General features: G+C 62.0%; 22 protein-coding genes and 2 tRNA genes. 18 read left to right on the plus strand and 6 right to left on the minus strand.

Annotation, left to right across the window (positions count from 1 at the left end):
• Positions 1-120 precede the first annotated feature (120 nt).
• Positions 121-1476: a porin gene (locus BA190_RS13400; RefSeq protein ID WP_068287609.1), complete on the plus strand. Its 1356-nt coding sequence runs from the start codon at positions 121-123 to the stop codon at positions 1474-1476.
• A gap of 264 nt (positions 1477-1740) precedes the next feature.
• Here BA190_RS13400 and BA190_RS13405 read toward each other — a convergent pair whose 3' ends face one another.
• Positions 1741-3411: a tetratricopeptide repeat protein gene (locus tag BA190_RS13405; RefSeq protein WP_068287612.1), complete on the minus strand. Its 1671-nt coding sequence runs from the start codon at positions 3409-3411 to the stop codon at positions 1741-1743.
• Between the two features lie 298 nt (positions 3412-3709).
• Here BA190_RS13405 and BA190_RS13410 point away from each other — a divergent pair, with 298 nt between their 5' ends.
• On the plus strand, positions 3710-4903 hold the full coding sequence (locus BA190_RS13410; protein ID WP_068287615.1) for a porin: 1194 nt from the start codon (positions 3710-3712) through the stop codon (positions 4901-4903).
• A gap of 135 nt (positions 4904-5038) precedes the next feature.
• On the opposite strand, the gene BA190_RS13415 is transcribed toward BA190_RS13410, so the two are convergent.
• A complete protein-coding gene (locus BA190_RS13415) occupies positions 5039-7117 on the minus strand; it encodes a lytic transglycosylase domain-containing protein (protein WP_156771501.1) in 2079 nt (692 codons plus the stop codon).
• A 364-nt stretch (positions 7118-7481) separates the two neighbouring features.
• Between BA190_RS13415 and dapA the strand changes: the two genes are divergently transcribed.
• Together dapA and smpB are read left to right on the plus strand one after the other, a co-directional pair.
• A complete protein-coding gene (gene dapA, locus BA190_RS13420) occupies positions 7482-8372 on the plus strand; it encodes a 4-hydroxy-tetrahydrodipicolinate synthase (protein ID WP_068287622.1) in 891 nt (296 codons plus the stop codon).
• 137 nt (positions 8373-8509) lie between these two features.
• A complete protein-coding gene (gene smpB / locus BA190_RS13425; protein ID WP_068287624.1) occupies positions 8510-8983 on the plus strand; it encodes an SsrA-binding protein SmpB in 474 nt (157 codons plus the stop codon).
• A 32-nt stretch (positions 8984-9015) separates the two neighbouring features.
• On the opposite strand, the gene BA190_RS13430 is transcribed toward smpB, so the two are convergent.
• Both BA190_RS13430 and BA190_RS13435 read right to left on the minus strand, forming a co-directional pair.
• Complete coding sequence (locus BA190_RS13430) at positions 9016-9660, minus strand: uracil-DNA glycosylase (RefSeq protein ID WP_068287626.1); 645 nt, start codon at positions 9658-9660, stop codon at positions 9016-9018.
• A gap of 219 nt (positions 9661-9879) precedes the next feature.
• Positions 9880-10548 carry an NYN domain-containing protein gene (locus BA190_RS13435; protein WP_082979707.1) on the minus strand — a complete coding sequence of 223 codons (669 nt, stop codon included), beginning with the start codon at positions 10546-10548 and terminating at the stop codon, positions 9880-9882.
• Between the two features lie 433 nt (positions 10549-10981).
• Here BA190_RS13435 and rpoZ point away from each other — a divergent pair, with 433 nt between their 5' ends.
• Both rpoZ and BA190_RS13445 read left to right on the plus strand, forming a co-directional pair.
• Positions 10982-11359: a DNA-directed RNA polymerase subunit omega gene (gene rpoZ / locus BA190_RS13440; protein WP_068287631.1), complete on the plus strand. Its 378-nt coding sequence runs from the start codon at positions 10982-10984 to the stop codon at positions 11357-11359.
• 179 nt (positions 11360-11538) lie between these two features.
• Positions 11539-13731 (plus strand): bifunctional (p)ppGpp synthetase/guanosine-3',5'-bis(diphosphate) 3'-pyrophosphohydrolase, encoded by a 2193-nt coding sequence (locus tag BA190_RS13445; RefSeq protein WP_156771507.1) that lies wholly within the window; start codon positions 11539-11541, stop codon positions 13729-13731.
• A gap of 42 nt (positions 13732-13773) precedes the next feature.
• On the opposite strand, the gene BA190_RS13450 is transcribed toward BA190_RS13445, so the two are convergent.
• Positions 13774-14118, minus strand: a complete 345-nt coding sequence (locus BA190_RS13450; RefSeq protein ID WP_068287634.1) for a hypothetical protein — start codon at positions 14116-14118, stop codon at positions 13774-13776.
• Between the two features lie 234 nt (positions 14119-14352).
• Between BA190_RS13450 and pyrE the strand changes: the two genes are divergently transcribed.
• The 9 genes from pyrE to BA190_RS13495 all read left to right on the plus strand — a co-directional run bounded on the left by pyrE (position 14353) and on the right by BA190_RS13495 (position 21275).
• Positions 14353-14943, plus strand: coding sequence for an orotate phosphoribosyltransferase (gene pyrE, locus BA190_RS13455; protein ID WP_068287637.1), 591 nt, complete (start codon positions 14353-14355; stop codon positions 14941-14943).
• 3 nt (positions 14944-14946) lie between these two features.
• Positions 14947-15714 carry a pyridoxine 5'-phosphate synthase gene (locus BA190_RS13460; protein ID WP_068287640.1) on the plus strand — a complete coding sequence of 256 codons (768 nt, stop codon included), beginning with the start codon at positions 14947-14949 and terminating at the stop codon, positions 15712-15714.
• Positions 15711-16118 (plus strand): holo-ACP synthase, encoded by a 408-nt coding sequence (acpS, locus tag BA190_RS13465; RefSeq protein ID WP_068287643.1) that lies wholly within the window; start codon positions 15711-15713, stop codon positions 16116-16118. Before BA190_RS13460 ends, acpS begins: the two co-directional genes overlap by 4 nt.
• Before the next feature lie 377 nt (positions 16119-16495).
• Entirely contained in the window at positions 16496-17296 is an 801-nt protein-coding gene (gene lepB, locus BA190_RS13470; RefSeq protein ID WP_068287645.1) for a signal peptidase I, read from the plus strand.
• A complete protein-coding gene (gene lepB, locus BA190_RS13475) occupies positions 17254-17967 on the plus strand; it encodes a signal peptidase I (protein ID WP_156771502.1) in 714 nt (237 codons plus the stop codon). The genes lepB (BA190_RS13470) and lepB (BA190_RS13475) overlap by 43 nt, the downstream gene beginning before the upstream one ends.
• On the plus strand, positions 17964-18677 hold the full coding sequence (rnc, locus tag BA190_RS13480; protein ID WP_068287655.1) for a ribonuclease III: 714 nt from the start codon (positions 17964-17966) through the stop codon (positions 18675-18677). Before lepB (BA190_RS13475) ends, rnc begins: the two co-directional genes overlap by 4 nt.
• 237 nt (positions 18678-18914) lie before the next feature.
• Positions 18915-19829, plus strand: a complete 915-nt coding sequence (gene era / locus BA190_RS13485; RefSeq protein WP_068287659.1) for a GTPase Era — start codon at positions 18915-18917, stop codon at positions 19827-19829.
• A 110-nt stretch (positions 19830-19939) separates the two neighbouring features.
• On the plus strand, positions 19940-20671 hold the full coding sequence (gene recO, locus BA190_RS13490) for a DNA repair protein RecO (RefSeq protein ID WP_068287661.1): 732 nt from the start codon (positions 19940-19942) through the stop codon (positions 20669-20671).
• Between the two features lie 64 nt (positions 20672-20735).
• Positions 20736-21275, plus strand: a complete 540-nt coding sequence (locus tag BA190_RS13495) for a hypothetical protein (RefSeq protein ID WP_068287664.1) — start codon at positions 20736-20738, stop codon at positions 21273-21275.
• 154 nt (positions 21276-21429) lie between these two features.
• Here the strand turns inward: BA190_RS13495 and BA190_RS13500 are convergent, their stop codons facing one another.
• Positions 21430-22203 (minus strand): RNA methyltransferase, encoded by a 774-nt coding sequence (locus BA190_RS13500; RefSeq protein ID WP_068287666.1) that lies wholly within the window; start codon positions 22201-22203, stop codon positions 21430-21432.
• 214 nt (positions 22204-22417) lie between these two features.
• Here BA190_RS13500 and BA190_RS13505 point away from each other — a divergent pair.
• The 3 genes from BA190_RS13505 to BA190_RS35910 form a co-directional block, all read left to right on the plus strand.
• A tRNA-Tyr gene (locus BA190_RS13505) sits at positions 22418-22502 on the plus strand.
• Between the two features lie 28 nt (positions 22503-22530).
• Positions 22531-22604: transfer RNA gene (locus tag BA190_RS13510), tRNA-Gly, on the plus strand.
• 139 nt (positions 22605-22743) lie between these two features.
• The coding region (locus tag BA190_RS35910) for a GTP-binding protein (RefSeq protein ID WP_245314711.1) at positions 22744-22841 on the plus strand (98 nt) is incomplete at its 3' end.

The raw sequence follows: 22841 nt of genomic DNA on the forward strand, positions 1-22841 counted from the left end.
CGATTCACTCGATGGGTCGTGTCCGGATTGCAAGTTTAACGTGTGATCGGGGTCTCGCGAGTCGATCGGAGCACCAAGCGGCGCTTTCGATCAAATAATAACTGTCTTGGAGGTCATCTAATGACGATGAAGTCCCTTCTCCTCGGCGCCGCTGCTGGTATTGCCGCCATCGGCACTGCCCAGGCTGCCGATCTGCCCATGACCAAGGGTGAAGCTGTTGAATATGTGAAGGTCTGCTCGGCTTTCGGTCCCGGCTTCTTCTACATCCCCGGCAGCGACACCTGCCTCAAGATCGGCGGCGAAATCCGCGCCGACTACCGCGCCTTCGGCGGTGATCGTCCGGTCGCTTTCGGCGCAAGCCGCAGCTTCGATCGCAACGACAACCGTTCGGCCTTCAACACCCAGGCCCGCATCTGGTTCGATGCCCGCACCGAGACCGAATGGGGCCTGCTGCGCTCCTACTTCCAGATCAACGCTGACTCGCATCCGATCAGCTCTGGTGGCCGCAACAGCACCTATAACGGCAACACCTTCTCGATCGACAAGGCGTTCATCCAGTTCGGTGGCCTGACGGCTGGTTATGCCCATTCGTTCTTCGGCTTCTACGACAACGACTACGGCGACACTATCTGGGCGCCCTATTACGCCGAGAGCAACACCGTTAACCTGCTCGCCTACACCGCCCAGTTCGGCGGCGGCTTCCAGGCCACGCTGTCGATCGAAGATGGCCGCGATCATCGCGCCGACTCGGTCAACTTCCGCGGGACCGCTCCCAATCTCGTTGGCTATGCCCCTGGTGGTCAGCAGTATCCCGACGTCGTCGCTCAGCTGCGCTGGGATCAGTCCTGGGGCTCGATTGCCGTGCAGGGTGCTCTGCATCAGGCGCGTTCGGGTGAAAACTTCTTCGTCGACTCCGACAATGACCCGACGACTGCTCCCGATGAGGTTACTGTCCGTCACACCAACAAGCTCGGTTACGCTGTCGGCGCCACTGGCTTGATCAAGCTGCCCTTCATCGACGGTGGTCACTTCGTCGTGGAAGGTCAGTATGCCAACGGCGCTACCGATTATCTCGGCGCCGGCAACAGTGTCCTGGGTTCGTTCGATCGCTTCCTCAACACCTCCGGCCGGTTCTCCAGCGGCAAGGGCTGGTCGATCGTGGCGGAACTCGGCGGCAACATCACGCCCGTCCTGAATGCCAACCTCGTCGGCAGCTACATCGATACCAAGTATGACCGCTTCCTGGCCACGGACGCCGGCGCTGTGTCCGACTACGGTATCAAGGAATTCACGATTGCAGGTAACCTGACCTACACGATCGTGAAGGGCCTGACGATTGCGGGCGAAGTCTCCTACACCCGTGTCGAGCAGCAGAACGGCGCTGCGATCACGGATGGTGAAGGCGCTATCACCGGCTTCCGCGACGACAAGGCCAATGTCTGGCAGGCGGGTGTCCGCTTGAAGCGCGTGTTCTGATCGTTATTCGATCATTCACAAAAAAGACCCAGCTGCGCAAGCAGCTGGGTTTTTTGTTGATTACTGCCGCACCTTATGCGGGGGGAACTGAGGCAGCCAGTGTTACGCGATGCCGCCTACTCAATTTAAGATTTTTTGAATTTAACCCAGAGAATAGAGTGCGTTTATTCTGAAATACGCGCTGATATTAAGTGTTCGTGGGTATTGTAGGCAGCATGCCCTCGCGCCACGCCCGCTCCTGCAAAGAAGACGATTCATTGTCTTCTACCGCAGGAAAAACCGTTCCATGTAATGCAAGAGTTTTTGTTCGCTCTCTGGTGGGTATTCAAGTCCGGCGGGTGAAGTCGAGAGCAGGTTCATCGTCGCGTTGATCTCGAATATCAGCAGATTTCCGTCTTCTGTGAGATCGAAATCCATGCCGAAAATCTCGAGCGGCATTATTTCTGCGATCGTTTGAAGCTTGCTATGGATACTCTCGCCCAGTTCTCGTTCCGGATCGAGGACGATACGATTGGCAACATCCAGGAGATGCGGGTTTTCACGATAGAAAGCCTGCCGATCGGGTGCGCGACGGGCTCGTACGTTCCAGTGGCTGCTGTAATCGGCGCGGACGATGATGGGGCGCTTGTTGACGAAAGCCGCGCGCAATGAGCGGAAACCGCCGTCGGTATGGCCAGTCTGAATATAGGTGATTGCGTAAAATTGCAGGCCGTCAAGCTTCTCCAAGGTTTCGCGAAGGGCTTGTCGATCATCGATGCGCCACGTCCCCGCGCCCATCTGCTGGAAGACCGTGCGAATGATGACCGGATAACCGCAGCGGTTCTCGATATCCTCGATCAGAGCGGGCCTCTGCTCCTTGTCGCTTTGATAGCGATGGACTTTCGGAAAGATGATGCCGGGGATATTGGCGAAGCGCTCCGAATTCTTCTGGCGGGTGGCTTGCACGGCAAGCCTGGGGTGATTGATCACCTTGATATCGAGGCTATCCTCCAGCGCGCTGACACGCCGCAGCGTGTCCTCAACCATTAATTGTTCGGCATTGACGACATTGTTCAGGGCCAGAGCCGGACGTGGCATGCCGCGCAACGCCTCTCCAGCCGTGGGAGAATCCACCAGAATTGACATGAAGCGAAAACGTTCGGCAAAAGCCCGTGCCAATTGCGAGGGGAAGTTGCTGCTGTAATGGTGGTCATGAGGCTGCCGGAAGTCTGTGATGAGGCCAGGCGAGCGGTTGAATACGGCAAGCACGAATTGCTGGGAGGGGGAGGCTTCGGCGAGCAGGATGGGTATGCTGGCAACGAAGCGCTGACTGCTTTGGCCGCAGGCGGCACGATCATTACGCTCATACGCAAGTGCGGCGCGAACCGCATGCAGGTTGGGTAGCTCTTCTCCTGGACCGAAATTCCGGTCCAGCGCGACGAAGGCTTCGTCATTCCGGCCGGCATCGTGCAGCATTTCGGCGATCAGCAGTGCAAATTCGACGTCCTCTCCCATCGTGGACAGGTGGGGGAAACCGGTCGCGAGCGCCCGGTCGGCAAGGCCGATATCTTTGAGGGCGCTGACAAGACTGGCGATGGTACCCTGCTCGACGGCGTCCGGGACGCGCCCCGGGGGCCAGGCACCTGGCAAATGGGTCTCGGCGGCCGCCTTTGCTTCTTCCTGTCGGCCAGATTCAATCAGGAGACCAAGCAGATTGTTGAGATTTCGATAGGCGAGAGGAACCGTTGTGCGGTCCTGCAGACTCAAGCGCAGCAGGCGTTCGGCTTCTTCGGGGGCTCCGCCCTGTTCCCTGGCTACGCCGAGAAGGCCGAGAAGATCGGCGCTGTCGGGCTGCTGCTTCAGAAGTTCCAGATAGGCCGAAATCGCCTGGTCGATATGGCCACTGCGATGCAGCGCGACGGCATGGTCACGGCTGACTTGAAAAGGCGTCGACATTCGGGGACCTCTAGTGGGGCACTACTTCTCTCCTAGCGTAGCCAGGGTTCCAGCCAAACGGAACTACTTCCGCCTGCAGGGCGAAGAATTGATCATACTGCGTCACGACCTTCTAACGCGACTTCAGGCAGAATCGCCTTGACGTTGCGGCGTGCTCTTTTTGCAACGCGTCGTGTCAATAGTCGGTTTGCGGAGGTTCGGTCTGCTGCATTTCATTGAGTTGCCTTGGCTTTTGCCGCACTCTGCAGCCAAAGGTTGTGCGGCTGGAGTTGGGAGTCGTCACCTTCGGGGGAGAGCGATGAAGGCAGTGGCGATCGGCCTTGCCGGTGCAATCTTGGGGGCTGGTGCTGCCCATGCGCAGGATTTGCCGGTCGGCAAGGGGGCGCCGGACAGCTATCTTCAGGCCTGCGTCGACATGGGAGTGGGGTTCTGGCGGTTGCCGGGCAGCGATACCTGCGTGAAGATCAGCGGTGAAGTGCGGGCCGACTATGTCGTGAGCCGCCAGCGAACGCGCGAGGATGACTTCAGCGGGTTTTTCACGCGCGGCCAGATCGGTTTCGACGCCCGCACCGATACCGACTACGGCCTGCTTCGTTCCTTCTTCCTGATCGATGCCTATGTCGGCCCGAGGACGACCACCGAATTCGTGATCGACAAGGCCTTCCTCCAATTTGGCGGGCTGACGGCCGGCTATGCCCATAGTTTCTTCGGCATCTACGACCTCGACTATGGCAATGATCTCCTGCAGCCCTATTTCGGCTATGCTGCCACCACCAACCTCATCGCCTATACGCAGGAATTCGGCGGCGGCCTTTCGGCGACATTGTCGCTCGAGGATGCGCGCGGCACGCGCAGCGATGTGCTGAATTTCTTCGGTTTTCCCGAGCCGCGACGCCCTGCCGGCGGAACCGCGATGCCCGACATCGTGGGCAATATCCGCCTCGATCGCGATTGGGGCACGCTGGCCGTATTCGGCGCCGGCCACCAGATCCGCTATCCTAGGCCGCCGCAGATCGGCGGTTCCGACTATGGCTATGCCGTCGGTGGAGCCTTCGGTCTTAACTTGCCGATACGTTCCGGCGCCCATATCGTCGTGGAGGGGACCTACGCCAACGGGGCCTCTGCCTATCTCGGTTGGCAGCAGATCGATGCCGCCTATGAGAATTTCAGCGGGCGCAAGGATATTGGCCGCGGCTGGACCATTACCGGCGAGGCAGGCATCAATATCACACCGGCGCTGACCCTGAACCTGCTCGGTTCCTACCTCGACTACAGCGCGGCGACCACGCGGGACTATGCCAATCCGGCGGCACCGGATGTGCGGGGATGGGTGGCGGGCGGCAACGCTGTCTATACCGTAACCCGTGGTCTCTCCTTCGGCATCGAGGGCTTCTATTCATCCTATCGGGCCAAGGGCGGGCGGGACTTCTTTCCCTACGAGGAGGACATCCGGGGCTGGACCGGCGTGCTGCGCGTTCGCCGGACATTCTGAGCCCGAAATCTATTCGAAGCCTCGAAGATCCCAGCACGCTCGAGGCTCGAATAGTTCGAAATTTTCGATATCCAATCAAGCGTCTGGCGAAAATCTCGCGGCGGTACGGAGAGTCGTTTTCAAAGCCTCCCGGTATCACCGGCTCTTGCCGCGAAGATCGGCCTCGATCAGCAAAGTGCTCTTGGTATCGAGGCGCGAGCGGTAGACCTGCACGTTCTCCAGCACGCGCTGCACATAATTGCGCGTTTCCGTGTACGGAATACGCTCGACCCAGTCGATCGGGTCGACCTTCGGATCGCGCGGGTCGCCATAGGCCTTCACCCATTCGGCAACTTTGCCGGGGCCGGCATTGTAGGCGGCGAAGGTCATGATGTAGGAGCCGCGGAAGCGGCCGATCAGATCGCCCAGATGAGCCTCGCCCAGGCGCGCATTGTAGACCGGATCGCTGGTCAGCTTCTTGGCATCGAAGGCGATACCGGCGAGGCGCGCAGTTGCCTTGGCGGTCGAGGGCATCACCTGCATCAGGCCGCGAGCGCCGGCGCTGCTGACGACCTCGTGCCCGAACTCGCTCTCCTGCCGGGCTATGCCGTAGACGACGGCGCGTTCCACATTGCCTGAACTCTCGAAGCCGGGAATGGCGCCGATCGGAAAGGCGATCGCATCGAGCGGCAGGCCGCGCTGGGTGGCCGACTTGCCGACCGTGAGGGCCGTCTTGGTGTCCAGATTGTCGAGAGCAATCTGGCCGAGCAGGGCCAGTTGCTGGCTGTCCTGGAGCTGTCGACCCATGTCAGCCACGAGAATACGGGCATAGTCGCGCTTGCCGAGCGTGTAGAGCTGGTTGATGGCACGCACCGCCAAGAGGTCTTCGAAAGCTGCGCGGCTAGCGGGCGTGGCCTCGGGGAGGGCATTCAGGTCGAGCGTGCGCAGCCCCAGGCGAGCCCGGGCGATCTGGCCGTAATAGGTGATGGGGTAGCGCGCGGCTGCCTGGTAGAATCCCGTCGCCCCGGACTTGTCGCCGGCTGCTTCGGCAGCACGGCCCTGCCAGTATGCGCCGCGCGCCACCGAAATCGGTCGCTGGGAATCGGCGCTCAGATTGGCAAAATGCCGGGCGGCACTGCGAGGATCGTTCAGGAAGCGCAGGGCGATCCAGCCGCAATGGAACTCGGCCTCCATGCGGGTCGTATCGCTTTCGGCGGTAAAACCGGCAACCACCGCATAGGCGGTACGGGCATCGCCCTGATCGAGCAAGGCGCGGGCTACGAGGCGCCGCTCCGTCCACCACTGGTCGGGGCGCACCAGTGCGGCGGCGTCGCGAGGGGCCTTCAGCAATAGGGCGGCGGCATCACGCGGCTTCTTCTGGCGCCTGAGATAGGCAACGCGCGCAAAGACATAGGCTGGGTCGGTGGAAACATTGGCGGCCAGCAGGGCGCCGGCATTCCTGGCCTGCCTGGCCACGGCAATACGCTGCTTGGCGAGCGTCACCACATCCGGGCCGGCACGGGCCGCAACGCGCAGGCCATCATCATAACTGCCATCATAGATCAGGCGATCGGCGCGATATTTATGGTCGGCGGATGACAGCAGGGCGCCGTAGTCGCGCAGGATATCGCCCTCGAGCTGGCCGGACAGGCTGTCATTGCGATAGGCGTCGCGAATGAAGGCGGTTGCACCCGTCTGGTCACCGTCGCGTTGCAGCACGGCGGCGAGGGCGACCTTGCCCTCGTCGGTCTCGGGTTGGGACGAGGCGAAGAAGGCACGCACCGTGTCGGCATCCGCTCCCTCATTGTAGAGAGCCTCTTCACCGCGCCGCCGGATCAAGCCATTGCCGGGCCAGCTCGGATAGGCGGCAAGAAACGCCTTGATTCGGGTTAGGCCGATATGGCGGGCGGCGCTGCGGATGGCGATCCATTCTGCGGCGGCCTGGCTGGCCGGATCAGTCAGCGATCGGGCGAGGGTGTCACCGCCGGAGCGGTCGCTGCCCTCATAGGCGGCAATCACTTGGCGCAGGACGTCGAGCTGGTTCACCAGGGGCGGGGGAACGATGATCGAGCCGGTGATTTCGGTGTCGGGGCGAGCCGAGACCGCCGTGGGGACGGCGTCCGTGCGCAGCGCGACCGTACGAGACGGGTGTTTCAGGGTGGCATCGCCAGGCCGCGTGACCGGGGCGGCAAGTGCGCCGGTCAGCACCGCGACGAAGAGGGATGTACCCGTCATGAACCGCAAGAGCATTGCCGCCACGCCAATCCAGGTGACCCAGTTTGGCGATTGTCGCGTCCTCTGATTGACGAACCGTGAATGACGACGTCGGAATGCCGCATTCTCGCCATCAGTGAGGCACGAGGAAAAGGTGATTTTCAAGGCCCGAAGGCGGCGGATTCGGGGCTGCTGCCTTAAAAAGTGGCAATCTAGGGCCGACTCATTCCATTAATCAGAGTGATGCGAAGATCATCCGTTGAAATGGGGTGTTTTCGGCCTCTAATCGGCGTCAATGCTCTTTTCGTGACCGGGTGGCTCGTATATGTCTGGCCCCGGCTGAGATCATCAGGGCAGCCATCCGATCGGAATCCGTGGAGTTGAGATGATGTCGAAGGCAAAGTTCAGAGGGTCGCTCACCGCTTTGGTGACGCCGTTCCGCGACGGCGCCATCGACGAGAAAGGCTTTCGCGACTTGATCGACTGGCAGATCGCCGAAGGCACCAGCGGCCTCGTGCCTGTCGGCACCACCGGCGAAAGCCCGACGCTGAGCCATGCCGAGCATCACAAGGCGGTGGAGATCTGTATTTCCCAGGCGAATGGTCGCGTGCCCGTGATTGCCGGCGCCGGCTCGAACAATACTGTCGAGGCCATCGATCTGGCGCGTCATGCCGAAAAGGCCGGCGCCGATGCTGTGCTGGTGGTGACGCCCTACTACAACAAGCCGACGCAGGAAGGGCTCTACCAGCACTTCAAGGCTGTCAACGACGCCATCGGCATTCCGATCTTCATCTACAACATCCCGCCGCGTTCGGTCGTCGACATGTCGGTGGAGACGATGAAGCGCCTCTACGAACTCAAGAACATCGTCGGGGTGAAGGATGCCACCGGCAATCTCGCCCGCGTGTCGCAGCAGCGCCAGCAGCTCGGGCCGGATTTCATCCAGCTCTCCGGCGAGGACATGACGGCTCTTGCCTTCAACGCGGCCGGTGGCCAGGGTTGCATTTCGGTGGTTTCCAACATCGCGCCGCGGCTGTGTGCGGATTTGCAGGAGGCGACGTTGCGCGGAGATTACGCCTCTGCCCTTGAAATTCAGGACCGCCTGATCCCACTTCATGGGGCGACCTTCCTGGAGCCGGGGCTTGCCGGGGCCAAATGCGGTCTCGCCATGTTGGGGCGCCTGAAGGAAGAGGTGCGGCTGCCGCTGCTGCCGGTAACGGATGGGGCGCGTACCCAGATCCGGCAAGCGATGGTGCATGCCGGGTTGCTCAATTGAAACACTGAAGCGGGGGAGGCAATCCCTCTCCGTCCGAAATGGCCAGGCACTCTGCCTGCTCCAGGAAACGCTTCGAAAAACAAGAAGGTAGAGTCTGTTTCGAGTATTTTGCTTGAAGGCTCTCTCTAGGTGATTACGTGGCGGACAAGAAGGACGGTGCTCGCAAGCTGGTTGCCGACAACCGCAAGGCTCGGTTCAACTACGAATTGATCGACACCTTCGAGGCCGGGATCGTACTGGCCGGAACCGAAGTGAAATCTTTGCGCCTGGGCAAGGCGACGATCGGCGAATCCTATGCCGGGCCGTCCGGCGAGGAGTTGCTGCTCTTCAACGCGGACATTCCCGAATATCTGCAGGGCAATCGTTTCAACCATGAGCGCAAGCGTCCGCGCAAACTGCTTTTGCACAAACGCCAGATCAACAAGCTGATCGGTGCGGTGCAGCGCGACGGCCTGACGATCGTGCCCACCAAGCTCTATTTCAACGAGCAGGGCAGGGCCAAGATCGAACTGGCTCTAGCCCGCGGCAAGAGCTTGGGCGACAAGCGCGAGACCGAGAAGAAGCGCGATTGGCAGCGCGAAAAGGGACGTCTGCTGCGGGACAAGGGCTGACGGCCAATAGGCCGGCGCCCGGAAGGGGTATTTCAGCGATCGAGAATGCCGCGGATGGTCTCGAAGACCGCACGGAACATCGGTGTGGTCAGGCGGCCCGTATTGGTGTTGTAGCGGGAGCAATGATAGCTGTCGACGAGCTTCAGGCCGTCGATGTCGTGCTGCGCGTGATGGGCAAAGGGAAAGTGAGCTGGCCTGCGACCGAGGGCCGTGACCACGCTGTCATGCCCGATCTTGCCGAGCGCCAGGATGACCTTGAGATTCGTCATTTCCTTGACCGTATTGGCCAGGAAGGGGCGGCAGGCGGCGATTTCGCTGCCGATCGGCTTGTTCTCGGGCGGCACGCAGCGCACGGCGTTGGTGATGCGGCAATCGACGAGTTCGAGGCCGTCGTCGGGGCGCTCGTCATAAGTGCCGGTGGCAAAGCCGAAATCGCCCAGTGTCTCGTAGAGCAGATCTCCGGCCCAATCGCCCGTGAAGGGTCTTCCGGTTCGGTTGGCGCCCTGGAGCCCCGGCGCCAGGCCGGCGATCAGCAGCTGCGCAGAGGCCGAGCCGAAACTGGAAACCGGCGCATTGTGCCAATCGGGATGCCTGGCGCGTGCCTGCAGGCGGAAAGCGACGAGCCTCTCGCAGAGCGGGCAGTCGCGCCCAGGTTCTTGGAATTGGCTTGCGATCATCGATTACCCGAACAAAAGCCGTCTGGAAGAAAGCACAGCTTGTTCTCGCTCCCTGTTTCCAAGCCTATCAGAAGGATTGGCTCGAGCGTCTTTGCGGTTCTCGCCGATTCCGTCAAATCGCAAACGCCCGGGCCCCGGAACGAGACCACGGTGCGGACGGAGCCAGCAGGCAGGCTCCCGCCAATGGAACGCACCAATCGTGCGAGGCGAGTTCTCGACCTATTGATCGTCGGATTGGCCACTCGAATTCGCCGACATGAAGCCAGGGGTCTGGCCGGCGAAGCCCTGCTGGGGCGGCTGGCGGGTCGGCGCGGGACCGGCCGGGAAATTGCCGCCGGCCTGTCCGCGCACGGCACGCTCCGACGGATCACGACCGATCTTGCTCTGAAGCGTGACGAGGTCGACGAACTCGTCCGCCTGGCGGCGCAATTCGTCAGCGACCATCGGCGGCTGGGTCGAGATGGTGGAGACCACGGAAACGCGCACCCCCTTGCGCTGCATAGCCTCGACCAGGGAACGGAAATCGCCGTCGCCGGAAAACAGGATCATATGCGAGATGTGATCGGCCAATTCCATGGCATCGATGGCAAGCTCGATGTCCATATTGCCCTTCACCTTGCGGCGGCCGGTGGAATCGACAAATTCCTTGGTCGGCTTGGTGACGACGGCATAGCCATTATAATCCAGCCAGTCGATCAGCGGACGGATCGACGAGTACTCCTGGTCCTCCACCAGGGCGGTATAATAGAACGCTCGCACCAGATAGCCGCGGCTGTGGTACTCCTTGAGCATTTTCCGGTAGTCGATATCAAACCCCAAGCTTTTCGCCGTTGCGTAAAGATTGGCGCCGTCAATAAAGAGAGCGATGCGTTCCTGGGTGTTGTTCATTCTTCTGCCAGTTGAGGTTCGTTCTGCTGATGCTCGGTTTGATCGAATGCGATTGAAATCGGTCTAAATTACAGTCTAGAATTAATCCCAAGGGCAACATCGAGAGGGGGCTCTCTGTGTAATCCCAGCGGAACGGCAGCAACGGCAAGTTTAGGCCCGATACATTCAGCTTGTGCCTATCGCGGTATAGAATGTCAAGGCTATCAGCATTGTCGTTAGATTGAGTGTTTTCCAATGAGAGTGTTGACAGGATTATTGCAATATCGAGACGAGCAGCCTCGATATGTAAGTCGAATGAGGTAGAACTTGCGGTCAATCTCGCCGCCTCGAAGGCGGGAGGATACCACGGATCGGCCTTTTGGGGTTGCACAAACTTGGTTGACGGTGTAGTTGGCGCGCTTGATCCCAAAACACGGTACAGAAAGGCGTCGCCATGGCCCGCGTCACGGTGGAAGATTGCATCGACAAGGTCGAGAACCGCTTCGAGCTGGTTCTGCTGGCCAGCCATCGCGCCCGCATGATCGCCGGCGGCGCTGCGCTGACGGTCGATCGCGATCGTGACAAAAACCCGGTGGTGGCTCTGCGCGAGATCGCAGACGAAACCCTGACCCCGGACGACCTCAAGGAAGACCTGATCCACTCGATGCAGAAATATGTCGAGGTGGACGAGCCCGAATCGGATCCGGCCGCTCTCACCGCCGGCGATTCCGACGACAATGTCGCCTTCGACCGCATGTCGGAAGAAGACCTGCTGCGCGGCCTGGAAGGGCTGGTGCCGCCGGCCAACAACGGCTCGGACGACGAAGAATAAGCTCTTCGCTTCCTCCCAGGCAATTTCAGCGGGCCGGTACCACCGGCCCGCTTTTCTTTTGCGCTGCACCCGTATTGAATAGCGCGATGCTTCGGTTCGGCCGAAGCGCGGTAATGAGGTGAGCCGGATGCGGCAACGCTGCCGGCGGGAGACTGTGAGTGACGGCGCCATTTCGCCTGATGCGGCAATACGAACTCGTCGACAAGGTGCGGGCCTATAACCCGGCCGTGAACGAGGATCTTCTCAATGCCGCCTATGTCTATGCCATGCAAAAGCATGGTGCCCAGTTTCGCGCCTCAGGCGATCCCTATTTTTCCCACCCCTTGCAGGTGGCCTCGCTTCTCACCGATCTCAAACTCGACGACGCCACCATCGCGGCCGCCCTGCTGCACGACACCATCGAGGATACCGACGCCACGCGCGGCGAGATCGAACGCCGCTTCGGCAAGGAGATTGCGGCGCTCGTTGACGGGCTGACCAAGATCAAGAAGCTCGATCTGGTTTCCAAGGAAGCCAAGCAGGCGGAAAACCTGCGCAAGCTTCTGCTGGCCATCGTCGAGGACGTGCGCGTTCTCCTCGTCAAGCTCGCCGATCGCCTGCACAACATGCGCACGCTCAACTTCATGCGGGCCGAGAAGCGCGCCCGCATCGCTCAGGAGACGCTGGACATCTACGCCCCGCTTGCCGGGCGCATGGGCATGCAGGATATGCGCGAGGAGCTGGAAGACCTGTCCTTCCACGAATTGCAGCCGGCCCATTACGAAACCATCGTCCGCCGCCTGGAAGGCTTGAAGCGTCGCAACGGCGCGCTGATCGCCGAGATCGAGAACGATCTGCGCGAGCGGCTGCAGGAGCGCGGCATCGAGGCAACGGTCAAGGGGCGGGAAAAGCGGCCCTATTCGATCTTCAAGAAGACCGAGCAGAAGCAGGTCGCCTTCGAGCAACTCTCCGATATCTTTGCCTTCCGCGTGCTGGTGAACAAGGTGGAGGATTGCTATCGCGCACTCGGCCTCGTCCACACCAAATGGCCCCTCGTGCCAGGCCGCTTCAAGGACTATATCTCCACGCCCAAGCAGAACGATTATCGCTCCCTGCATACCACGGTGATCGGTCCGGGCCATCAACGCGTCGAGTTGCAGATCCGTACCGAAGAGATGCATCGCATCGCCGAGTTCGGCATCGCCGCCCACGCCCTCTACAAGGAGAACAAGGCTGGCGATAGCCTGCGTCTGGAAGGAGAGAGTCGAGCCTTCGCCTGGCTGCGCCGAACCATGGCGATGCTGGCCGAAGGCGACAATCCGGAAGAGTTCCTCGAGCACACCAAGCTGGAGTTGTTCCAGGACCAGGTGTTCTGCTTCACGCCGAAGGGCAAGCTGATCACCTTGCCGCGCGGGGCCAACGCCATCGATTTCGCCTATGCCGTGCATACCGATGTCGGCAACACGGCGGTGGGCTGCCGCGTCAATGGCCGCACCACGCCGCTGGTCTCCGAACTCTACAATGGCGACGAGGTTGCCATCATCACCGCCAAGCAGCAGACGCCGCCGGCGGCCTGGGAGACGCTGGTCGTCACCGGCCGGGCTCGGGCCGCCATCCGCCGTGCCACGCGCACGGCGGTGCGTGCGCAATATGCGGGGCTCGGCCAGCGCATCATCGAGCGCGCCTTCGAACGGTTGGAGAAGACCTATAGCCCCGATGCCTTGCAGGGGGCGCTCAAGCGGCTGGCCCGCAAGAGCGTGGACGATGTGCTCACCGCCGTCGGCCGCGGCGAAATGCGTTCGCAGGATGTGGTGCGGGCGGTGTTCCCGGACTTCAAGCTCGAACAGTCGAGCCATGCCGCTGCCGGGCTCGACGAGACCTGGTTCGGCCTGCAGGGCGGCCAGAATCTGCGCTTCAAGCTGCCTGGGGGCGGGGATCCGGCCAAGGCTGCCATTCCGGTGCGCGGCCTGATGGGCGATCTGCCGGTGCGCTTTGCCGAAGGAGGGGCGGTACCCGGGGACCGTATCGTGGCAATCCTCACGCCGGGCGAGGCGATCACCATCTATCCGATCCAGTCGCAGGCGCTGGCCGATTTCGAGGACAGGCCGGAACTCTGGCTCGACGTGCGCTGGGATCTGGAGGCGGCGCGCGCCGAGCGCTATCCCGCCCGGATCCAGGTGGTTTCGATCAACGAACCGGGCACGCTCGCGCAGATCGCCCAGGTGATCGCCGAGACAGACGGCAATATCGATAATCTCGCCATGCAGCGCCGTTCCTTCGACATGACCGAGATGATCATCGATATGGAAGTTTACGACCTCAAGCACCTGCTGGCCATCATCGATGGCCTGCGCGCCCGCAAGGTGGTGAGCGAGGTTCAGCGCGTGATCTGACGACGGGCCCGGCCTTCGATCGACTCTGCTTCACGGATGGGGTTAGCTGCATTGTCCGCCGATGCTGGTCATCCCGATCACCCGTCCGAACATCAGGCTGACGAGGACGGCGCAATTGCGGTCATAGGCCAGGCCATACCGGGCCAGGATCCGCTTCTGCTCGGGCAGAGGAATGGGCGGCGTGTCGCCGCGCTGGCGGAAGTCGAGACGATTGCCGAGATAGACCAGGCGAACGGCGCCCCCTTCGTCGGCGCGAAAGTCGGGCTTGCCGTAGCGCTCGACGAAAGCCTGTTCCGACGAGCCCATCGAAAAGAGCGGCCGGATACCGTCGTCACCGATCGTGCATCCGGTGAGCAGCAGCGACAGGCAGAAGATCAGATTTCTCACGGCACTCGCACTCCGCATCTCGGGAAACAACGGGAAGTTGGCGGCTGAACCATGTTGCGATTAGACGAAGTCTCCCGAATGCGCAAAGGCATGTCCAAAACTCCCGTTGCCAATCCAAGAGAGGGACACCGCCGTTGGGCCTTCACGAAATTTTCGACCTCCAACCGGTGTCGGCCATTGATCTGTACGCCCCGGAAGCGTAGCCCGTACAACCGGAAAAACCAGGAGACGATGATGACGCAGGATGAGGTGCTGGCAGAATTCAGGGCGGCGGATGCCCTGCTGGAGGGACATTTCATCCTGACGTCGGGGCGTCATTCGGCCGTCTATCTGCAGAAAAACCTGGTTTTCACGGATCCGCCTCGTACCGAGCGCCTGTGTCGCGCCCTGGCCGAGCGTATCCGCGCGGCCTACGGTCCCATCGACATGGTGGTGTCGCCGGCCGTCGGCGGTATCGTGCCGGGCTATGAAACGGCGCGCGCGCTCGGCGCCAAGACCGTGTTCGTCGAGCGCGAGAACGGCCAGTTCCAGCTGCGGCGCGGTTTTGCCATTCCCAAGGGCGCTCGCGTGGTGATGGTGGAGGATATCATCACCACCGGCCTGTCTTCACGCGAATGCCTGGCCGCCATAGCCCACCAGCCGGGTGAAATCGTCGGTGCGGCCTGCCTGATCGATCGTTCTGGCGGCAAGGCCGACCTCGGCAAACCCCTGGTGGCGCTTGCCACGCTCGACATTCCCACCTTCGAGGCCGACAAATTGCCACCCGAACTCGCTGCCCTGCCGGCCGTCAAGCCCGGCAGCCGCTCTCTCTCGAACCAGGCCTGAACCATGTCCGCGACCGCCCTGCCCAAGGTGCTTCGCCTCGGCGTCAATGTCGATCACGTCGCCACCGTGCGCAATGCGCGCGGTGGAGCTTGGCCGGATCCTGTCCGCGCCGCGCATCTGGCGGTCGAGGCCGGTGCCGACGGCATTACCGCCCATCTGCGCGAAGATCGCCGCCATATCCGGGATGCCGATATCCGGCGTATCCGCGCGGAGGTGAAGGCGCCGCTGAATTTCGAGATGGCCGTGACCGACGAGATGCTGGCGATCGCGCTGGACGTGAAGCCCCATGCCGTCTGCCTGGTGCCGGAGAAGCGTGAGGAGCGGACGACCGAGGGAGGGCTGGACGTCAGGGCGGCAGAAGCCAATCTGCGGGCGGCGATTCCAAGGCTGAAGGGCAGCGCTATCCGCGTCTCGCTGTTCGTCGAGCCGGACAGGACGGTGCTGGAAGCTTGCGCCGCCCTGGGAGCCGATATCGTGGAACTGCATACAGGGACATGGTGCGAAGCCGTCGCCTCGGGCGAGACCGGCCACGCTGCTGCCGAGTTCGAGCGCCTGAAGCTCGGTGCGTCCATCGCAGCCGGCCTCGGCCTCGAAGTGCATGCCGGACACGGGCTTGATTTCGAGACATCGGAAACCCTGGCTGCTGTGCCCGAATTCGCCGAATTCAACACCGGGCATTTCCTGATCGGGGAGGCTGTATTCGTCGGGCTCGCCGAGAGCATCCGCACTGTCAAAGCGGCAATGGCGGCTGGACGGAGCCGTGCCGGATGATCATCGGCATCGGCAGCGATCTTTGCGACATCCGCCGGATCGAGGATGCACTCGCCCGTTTCGGCGAGCGCTTTGAACGGCGCTGCTTCACCGAAGGCGAACGGGCCAAGGCCGCGGGCCGGGCCGACAAGGCCGGTACCCTTGCCAAGCGCTTCGCTGCCAAAGAGGCCTGCTCCAAGGCCCTGGGAACCGGCGTCAACGGTATGGCGGGCATTCACTGGCATGACATGGAAGTCCTCAATGCCGAGAGCGGCCGGCCCGAATTGCGGCTGAGCGGCGCGGCCTTGCGTTGTCTCGGCGACATGCTGCCCGAGGCGCATGAGGCCCATCTTCATCTCAGCCTGACCGACGAGCATCCCCTGGCGCAGGCCTTCGTGGTGATCGAGGCCAGACGACGGGCTTGAGAGGAAAGGTTGTCCGCTGCCGCGCAATTGCCGAAATCATGCTGTCTCTGGCATCCGTCATTCCGGCGAATGATCGATGCTGTCAGGGCGTTTCGTCAGGCAAGGTATGGCGCTCGACGAGGACGGACCCCGCTCTCATTCGGCGCATGACCTTGCTTCACCAGACGCCCGGGCGGCAGGCTCTGTCGTTGCACCCTCAATCCGCAGGGGTTATAGCAGCCGCAACAGAGTTGTTTCGTTACAAAGCTTCCGGAGCTTGCCTCAAGGCCGGCTCCGGAAGCTTTGCGTAATTTCAAGGTTCTTGTGGGATCTTGGATCGGGGCAATATTTCGAGGCTCCGGTCCCCGCAAAGGACCGCCTCCAAAGATGGAAGATCGATGAGCGTGGCTAGCCAACCGAACAAGACGCCCGACACCAGCGGCGCCGCCAAGAAGACGTCGAAAGATGGCGGTATCGGCGAGCTCATCAAGATCATCGTTCACGCGCTCATCATCGCGCTGGTGGTCCGCACGGCCCTGTTCCAGCCGTTCAACATTCCGTCCGGCTCGCTGATACCGACACTTCTGGTCGGCGACTACGTCATGGTCTCGAAGTACAGCTATGGCTGGTCGCGCTATTCAGTGCCGGTGATTTCCAGCATCCTGCCATCGGGGCGCCTGTGGGCCGGCGAAGGCCCCAAGCGCGGCGACATCGCCGTCTTCAAGCTGCCCAAGGACAATTCGACCGATTTCATCAAGCGCGTCATCGGCCTGCCCGGTGACCGCATCCAGATGCGTCAGGGCCGACTGTTCATCAATGGCACCTTGGTTCAGCGCGAGCAGGCCGGGACCTATCTGGTCAAGGATGAATTCGGGCGCGACAAGCAGGTGCCGAAATATATCGAGACCCTGCCTAATGGCGTGAAGCACGAGGTCATCGAGATCCAGGGCGACACTGGCTACTATGACAATACCGACGAATATGTCGTGCCGCCGGGCAACTACTTCATGATGGGCGACAACCGCGACAATTCCGATGATTCGCGCGATCTTGCCGCCGTCGGTTATGTGCCGCTCGACAATTTCGTCGGCAAGGGGCAGATCATCTTCTTCTCCGTCGCCGATGATGCCTCGCCGCTCGCTTTCTGGCAGTGGCCGTGGACCGTGCGCGGCAGCCGGTTGTTCTCACTCATTCGATAATGGCAGATCGGACCACGCCTGACGGAGTGCTGTATCGAATTCGGCCTTATGCGAGCCGCCTCAGCAGGTTGCTGCTTGCCGGTGGCGCTTTGCTGTTGCTCGCCTCTTGCCGCAATTTCTCCGTGCCGAGTGGTTCCAACATTCCGACGCTGCTCGTGGGCGACATCGTGATGGTGCTGCCCTTCGGCGAGGGCCCTGCAACAGGGGCTCCCGCTCGCGGTGATATGGCGGTGTTCCGATTGCCCAACGAGCGATCGAGCTATTTCATCAAGCGGGTGATGGGTCTGCCAGGGGATCGCATCCAAATGCGCGATGGCCGGCTGTTCATCAACGGGGGCATGGTGCGGCGCGAACCAGCCGGCAGCTACAAGGCTGCGATGGAGTTTGGTGGCGACAAGCCGGTGCCGAAATATCGGGAAACCCTGGTGAACGGGCGCACTTACGAAGTGATCGAGATCCAGGGCGATACCGGCTATTACGACAATACCGACGAATATGTCGTTCCGGCCGGCCATTATTTCGTGATGGGTGATAACCGCGACAATTCCGACGATTCGCGGGATCTCGCGGGTGTCGGCTATATTCCGGTCGAGAATTTCGTGGGTAAACCCTGGCGGGTCCTGTTCTCGACAGCCAAGGCACAAATGCGTCTGTTTAAGATCATACAATGAGTTCGAAGAAGAAACCTCCGCTCGAAACACTGGAAGCCGCGCTCGGCCACGACTTTGCCGATCGCTCTCTTCTGGAGCGGGCGTTGACCCATATCAGTTTCCTCGACGGCCCAGGCCGGCTCGCGAGCTATCAGCGCCTTGAATTCCTCGGCGACCGCGTGCTCGGGCTGGCGGTCGCGGACATGCTCTACCGCGTCTTCCCCGATGACGAAGAAGGCGCCATGTCGCGCCGGCTTTCAGACCTTGTGCGCAAGGAGACTTGCGCGGCCGTCGCTACCGACTGGGGCGTTGGTCCGCACGTCAAGCTTGGCCTCGGCGAAGCCCATTCGGGCGGGCGCAAGCGCGTCACCACGCTGGGCGACGTCTGCGAGGCCCTGATCGGCGGCGTCTTCGTGGATGCAGGCTACGAAAAGGCGCGCGCCGTGGTCGAAAAGGCTTGGCGCGAGCGGCTCCACGCCCCAGTTCGGCCGCCCAGCGACGCCAAGACGGCGCTGCAGGAATGGGCTCAGGGCAGGGCCCTGAAGGCGCCGACCTACCGCCTGGTCTCGCGGACCGGACCCGATCACAATCCGCGCTTCGTGATTGCCGTCGACATAGAGACGCTGACGTCGGCCGAAGGCGAAGGCAAGTCGAAGCGCCTGGCCGAGCAGGCCGCCGCAGCCGCCTTCATGGCGCGGGAAGGCATTTCCCTGGAGGGGCGCCGCGGCTGATCAGGCCGGCGGAACGCCCCGTCATAAGCCTTCGGGCTCGTCGAGCTCTCCGGCAAACGAAGAATCAACCCGGCTGCTGTGCAACATCGGCCAATCGAGCCGTATTTCGGCACGCCAATGTCTGCTAGAGCAAGGTGCGGTTTGTGCGACCCTTACTTTGCTCTAGCTCCACGTTTCGACGCGTCTTTGCGATTTGAAATGATTTCCTCAAATCGCAAAACGCTTTAGAAAGCTGAAATGAACCAGACTTCAAACACCAGATGCGGCTTCGTCGCCCTGATCGGCGCTCCCAACGCCGGCAAATCCACGCTGATGAACGCCATCGTCGGCGCCAAGCTGTCGATCGTCACCCACAAGGTCCAGACCACGCGTGCCATCGTGCGCGGTATCGCCATGACGGGTGACGCGCAGATTATCTTCGTCGACACGCCCGGCATCTTCCAGCCCAAGCGCCGGCTCGATCGGGCCATGGTCACCACCGCCTGGAGCGGTGCGGCCGATGCCGATGCCGTCTGCCTGCTCGTCGATGCCCAGCGCGGGCTCGACGAAGGCAATGAGGCGATCCTGGAAAAGCTCTCCGCCACCAAGCAGAAGCGCATCCTCATCCTCAACAAGATCGATGCGGTGAAGCGCGAGAAGCTGCTGGAGCTTGCCCAGGCCGTCAACGCACGACTGCCTTTCGACGAGACCTTCATGGTCTCGGCACTGACCGGCAGCGGCGTGGAGGACCTCACCAGTCATCTCGGCTCCATCATGCCGGCCGGGCCTTGGCTCTATCCCGAGGACCAGATCTCGGATGCGCCCCTGCGCTCGCTGGCCGCCGAAATCACGCGCGAGAAGCTGTTCCTGCGCCTGCATGACGAACTGCCCTATGAATCGACGGTGGAGACCACGGCCTGGACCTCGATGAAGGATGGCTCGGCCCGCATCGAGCAGACGATTTATGTCACGCGTGAGGGTCACAAGAAGATCGTCATCGGCAAGGGCGGAGAGACCATCAAGGCGATCTCCATGGCGGCCCGCAAGGAAATCACGGCCATGGCAGAGGCGCCGGTGCATTTGTTCCTGTTCGTGAAGGTGCGCGAGAACTGGTCCGATGATCCTGAACGCTATCGCGAGATGGGCCTGGAATTTCCGGTGGAGAAGCCCTGAGGCGGGTTCCTTTTGGGAGTGTCAGCCTCCTGGCTGACATCGCGGAGAATGTCAGCCAGGAGGCTGACACTCCAAGCCCCGCGTTCCTCTTTCAGGGCGAGGCAGTCCCGATGGAATGGATCGACAGCGGTTACATCTTGGGTGTGCGTCGCCACGGTGAATCCAGCGTGATCCTGGAGGCGATGACCCGCGATCACGGCCGTCATCTCGGCATGGTGCGGGGAGGGCGCTCGCGGACATTGCAGCCGGTACTGCAGCCCGGCAATGAGGTACAGCTGACCTGGCGCGCCCGGATCGAAGGCCATCTCGGGCATTTCGCCGTCGAGGGGCTGACATTGCATGCCGCCCGCTTCCTCTCCTCCCGGCAGGCTCTGTTCGCCATGACCCATGTGGCGGCCCTCGTCCGCCTGCTGCCGGAGCGCGATCCGCATCCCGGCCTCCATGAGGCGCTCGGCCACCTCGTCGAAGTGCTCGGAGAGCGCGATCTGGCGCCGGCGCTGATCGCCCGCTTCGAGCTCGAGATCCTGTCGGATCTCGGCTTCGGCCTCGACCTGGCTGCCTGCGCCGTTACCGGCCGACAGGACGACCTCGTCTATGTCTCGCCCAAGAGCGGGAGGGCAGTTTGCCGGGAGGCCGGAGCCCCCTGGCACGACCGCTTGTTGCGCTTGCCCGCCTTCCTGCGTGGGGAAGAGGGTATGCCGGAGGCTGGCGATATCGCAGATGCCTTGCGTTTGACCCAGTATTTCCTCGAGCGCGACGTCTTTACCCCGCGCGGCCTTGCCATGCCGGAGGGACGGCGGGTGCTGCTGGAGAGTCTGGTGGCGGGGCAAGAAAAGGGTTAACCAATCCTTATTCCGCCAAAGTCATTGGCTACGAGCGGCGGATGAAGTTTTCGAGGATGCCGCTGTGACGATCCGCCCCGTTTCCTTGCTGGCGATTGCGCTTTCTCTCGCCGCCGTCCCCCTGACGAAGGCCCAGGCAGGCTGGCGCGACGCGCCCTTCTACGGTGATGGCGGCGGCTGGGGCGGCGAGTTCGAGGCGCCAATGCGCCCTTATCATCCCGGGCCCATCTATCGCGAGGACGATGGCGGCTACGAGACCCGCAGCTTTTATCCGCGCCCTGCCTATCCGCGTCCTTGGGTGAGAAGACCGGCCTATGAGCCCGATATCGACGGGTCTTATGACGTCCTTCCGGAGGAGCGCGGACCGGCGATGCGTCGGCTTCGCCCGCCGCGCAATGTTGTCGGAACACCCCAGAGCCTGCCGCGCCCGCCTCTGCCGAAGCCGCGCAGCGCGACCCTGTCGGCGCCGAAGAAGATGGACCCGGCGAAAGTCCTGCCGCCCGCAACTGCCCCCACGCCGCGCCCCGAGCCGGTCCAGGAGGCAAGAGCGTTGCCGGTGCCGCGGCCCAATCTCGAAAGCATGGATTTCGAACCTTCGAAATAGAGCGGTGGCTTCTATGTGGGCGAGATCTGGAGTGTCAGCCGCCGGCTGACATCTCGGGTGCCGGAAAGCGCTTGGTTTTCAGGATGTCAGCCGGAGGCTGACACTCCGGATTGCTCGCGTGCTTCCCTGAGGGGCGGCCGAATCGAAAAGCGCTTCAGGCCGGTATTCTCGTCCGTGCGACATAGAGCGCGAGAGCGGCGGCGTTCGAGACATTGAGGCTCTTGATCGCGCCGGGCATGTCGAGACGGGCCAGGGCATCGCAGAGCGAACGCGTGCGTTGACGCAAGCCCTTGCCTTCGGCGCCGAGCACGAGCGCCAGCGGTCCGTCGAACGCCGTGCCGTCCAATGTCGCCGGTCCTTCCGAGTCGAGACCGATTCGTGTCACGCCGCTCGCCCCCATTTCATCCAGCGTATCGCCGAGATTGCGCACGGAAACGACCGGCACATGCTCGAGGCCGCCCGACGCCGACTTGGCAAGCACGCCGGTGGCTGCTGGCGAATGGCGCTCTGTGGTAATGATGGCTGCCACCTTGAAGGCCGCGGCCGAGCGGATGATAGCGCCGACATTGTGGGGGTCGGTGATCTGGTCGAGCACCAGGACGATGTCCTGCGCACCGAGTTCCCCGAAGGCGGGAGCGGGAAGGGGGGCTGCTTCGAGATAAAGCCCCTGGTGAATCGAATCGGGTGTGAGCAGGCGGTCGATCTCGCCGGGGCGGACGGTTTCTGCTTTGATTCGCGTCTCGATTTTCTCGTCGGCCAGCCTTTTCAGGGCGTTTTCGGTGGCGAGCAGCCGCTTGAGCTTGCGCTTGGGGTTCTGCAACGCCTCGCGCACCGGGTGCCAGCCATAGATCACCACGGTGTCGAGCGTTGCTTCGCCGGCATAGCCCCGATGGTGGCCGCGATGGCCCCTGCGGTCCCTGTCCTTCATGTCTATCTCCGTTCCGGAGACTGCCCATGGCATGGCTGGCGTGCCAAAAAAAGCCCTGTCCGCGATTAAGTGTAAAAACTCGTCGACAATTGTCGCCTTTTGGGTTGACAGGCACCGATCCCCTCACCATAACGGCGCCCTCTGAACGACGCGGTCGCGCCACTTGGCCGCTTCGATTTCGCAGCGGCGTCACAGCGTTGCGGAAGGACGTTTTGGAGGGGTGCCCGAGTGGTTAAAGGGGACGGACTGTAAATCCGTTGGCTCAGCCTACGTTGGTTCGAATCCAACCCCCTCCACCAAACGTCCAAGGAGTGCTGTGCTTGGTTTGCGGGTGTAGCTCAATGGTAGAGCAGCAGCCTTCCAAGCTGAATACGAGGGTTCGATTCCCTTCACCCGCTCCATTCCCTTCCGGGCAGATTTCGGGCCACCCAAGCCTCGTGCTCCATTCTCTTCTTGCGCGTTGCCGCAAAAACCCCTATCGAGCCGCCCGATATTTCGCGCCGGCGAAATACCCAATCCTCCAATGCTGGAAACGGGGCTATGGCCAAAGAGAAATTTGAACGCAACAAGCCGCACTGCAACATCGGCACGATTGGTCACGTTGACCATGGCAAGACGTCGCTGACGGCGGCGATCAC

The sequence above is a fragment of the Labrys sp. WJW genome (assembly GCF_001676615.1).
Classification (GTDB): domain Bacteria; phylum Pseudomonadota; class Alphaproteobacteria; order Rhizobiales; family Labraceae; genus Labrys; species Labrys sedimenti.

Coding starts and splice junctions, on each gene's coding strand:
- BA190_RS13400 (WP_068287609.1), top strand. CDS start 121: ATGACGATGAAGTCCCTTCTCCTCGGCGCCGCTGCTGGTATTGCCGCC.
- BA190_RS13405 (WP_068287612.1), bottom strand. CDS start 3,411: ATGTCGACGCCTTTTCAAGTCAGCCGTGACCATGCCGTCGCGCTGCAT.
- BA190_RS13410 (WP_068287615.1), top strand. CDS start 3,710: ATGAAGGCAGTGGCGATCGGCCTTGCCGGTGCAATCTTGGGGGCTGGT.
- BA190_RS13415 (WP_156771501.1), bottom strand. CDS start 7,117: ATGACGGGTACATCCCTCTTCGTCGCGGTGCTGACCGGCGCACTTGCC.
- dapA (WP_068287622.1), top strand. CDS start 7,482: ATGATGTCGAAGGCAAAGTTCAGAGGGTCGCTCACCGCTTTGGTGACG.
- BA190_RS13430 (WP_068287626.1), bottom strand. CDS start 9,660: ATGATCGCAAGCCAATTCCAAGAACCTGGGCGCGACTGCCCGCTCTGC.
- BA190_RS13435 (WP_082979707.1), bottom strand. CDS start 10,548: ATGAACAACACCCAGGAACGCATCGCTCTCTTTATTGACGGCGCCAAT.
- rpoZ (WP_068287631.1), top strand. CDS start 10,982: ATGGCCCGCGTCACGGTGGAAGATTGCATCGACAAGGTCGAGAACCGC.
- BA190_RS13445 (WP_156771507.1), top strand. CDS start 11,539: ATGCGGCAATACGAACTCGTCGACAAGGTGCGGGCCTATAACCCGGCC.
- pyrE (WP_068287637.1), top strand. CDS start 14,353: ATGACGCAGGATGAGGTGCTGGCAGAATTCAGGGCGGCGGATGCCCTG.
- BA190_RS13460 (WP_068287640.1), top strand. CDS start 14,947: ATGTCCGCGACCGCCCTGCCCAAGGTGCTTCGCCTCGGCGTCAATGTC.
- acpS (WP_068287643.1), top strand. CDS start 15,711: ATGATCATCGGCATCGGCAGCGATCTTTGCGACATCCGCCGGATCGAG.
- lepB (WP_068287645.1), top strand. CDS start 16,496: ATGAGCGTGGCTAGCCAACCGAACAAGACGCCCGACACCAGCGGCGCC.
- rnc (WP_068287655.1), top strand. CDS start 17,964: ATGAGTTCGAAGAAGAAACCTCCGCTCGAAACACTGGAAGCCGCGCTC.
- era (WP_068287659.1), top strand. CDS start 18,915: ATGAACCAGACTTCAAACACCAGATGCGGCTTCGTCGCCCTGATCGGC.
- recO (WP_068287661.1), top strand. CDS start 19,940: ATGGAATGGATCGACAGCGGTTACATCTTGGGTGTGCGTCGCCACGGT.
- BA190_RS13500 (WP_068287666.1), bottom strand. CDS start 22,203: ATGAAGGACAGGGACCGCAGGGGCCATCGCGGCCACCATCGGGGCTAT.